Here is a 1,233-nt window from a genome sequence, read left to right as displayed (position 1 = left end):
CTAGTGCCGCATCAAGCAACGTTCGCCCTGTCGTGATGTGTCGCCCAGTTGCTGCGCCGGCGGGCCCCAGACATTCAGAATGATCACGTGGCTGAGCGCGTGCGGGTCCGGGAGATTGATGATGACGAGGGCAGGCGGCTGCTGCGGATCATCCGCAGAGGCACTGGTTCGGTGGTGACCTGGCGGCGGGCTCAGGTGGTGCTGTTATCCGCGCAGGCCATGCCCGTGGCGAAGATCGCCGAGGTGACCTTCACCAGTGCGGACCGGGTCCGGGATGTGATCCACAACTTCAACGCGGACGGCTTCGATTCGCTGTATCCCAGGTACAAGGGTGGCCGGCCGAAGACTTTCACCCTCCCGGAACGCCGGGAGATCAAGAAGATGGCCAAGTCGAAGCCGGCTGAGCACGGCCTGCCGTTCTCGACCTGGAGTCTGGCCAAGCTTGCGGACTTCCTGGTCGCTGAGGGGGTGGTCGACGACATCAGCCATGAGGGCCTTCGGGTCCTGCTCCGCGAGGAGGGCGTCTCGTTTCAACGCGTGAAGACCTGGAAGACCTCTCGTGACCCGGACTACGCGGCGAAGAAGGCCCGCGTCGAGCACCTCTATGCGATCGCTGACGGCGAGATCATAGCCGAGGAAGGTGAGCCCGAAGTCGTCTTCTGCATGGACGAGTTCGGGCCGCTCAATCTCCAGCCTCACCCCGGCCGACAATGGGCTGAACGCGGCGGCAGACACAAGGACCCTGACCGCGATCGCCGGCCTCGACGTCGGGCGACCTACACACGCCCGCACGGGGTTCGGCACCTGTTCGCCGCCTACGACCTCGCCAAGGACCAGCTCTACGGGCACGTCAAGAAGACCAAGAACAGGTCGAAGTTCCTGGAGTTCTGCCGCTACCTGCGCTCACTTCACCCAGCCCACGTGCGCATCGCGATCGTCTGCGACAACTACTCACCTCACCTGACGACGAAGCGGTGTCAGCGGGTCGGGACGTGGGCAGCGGCGAACAACGTGGAGATCGCCTACACGCCGACCAACAGCTCTTGGCTCAACCGGATCGAGGCCCAGTTCACCGCCCTGCGCTACTTCGCTCTCGACGGCACCGACCACACCAGCCACAAGGAGCAAGGCAACATGATCCGCCGCTACATAATCTGGCGGAACAAGCACGCCGCCGACGAACACCTGCGCAGGGTCGTGAACAGGGCGAACGTTGCTTGATGCGGCACTAGT

Annotated in this window: 1 protein-coding gene; it reads left to right on the top strand. The window is 63.8% G+C overall.

Annotation, left to right across the window (positions count from 1 at the left end; all coding sequences use genetic code 11):
* Nucleotides 1-87: 87 nt before the first annotated feature.
* Nucleotides 88-1,221, top strand: coding sequence for an IS630 family transposase (locus ACF08B_RS41655; protein WP_392322233.1), 1,134 nt, complete (start codon nucleotides 88-90; stop codon nucleotides 1,219-1,221).
* Nucleotides 1,222-1,233: the final 12 nt, after the last annotated feature.

This window comes from Streptomyces sp. NPDC015139 (genome assembly GCF_043079785.1).
Lineage (GTDB): Bacteria > Actinomycetota > Actinomycetes > Streptomycetales > Streptomycetaceae > Streptomyces > Streptomyces albidocamelliae.
Note: the sequence above shows the minus strand (reverse complement) of the source record. Positions and strands in the feature narration are given on the sequence as shown.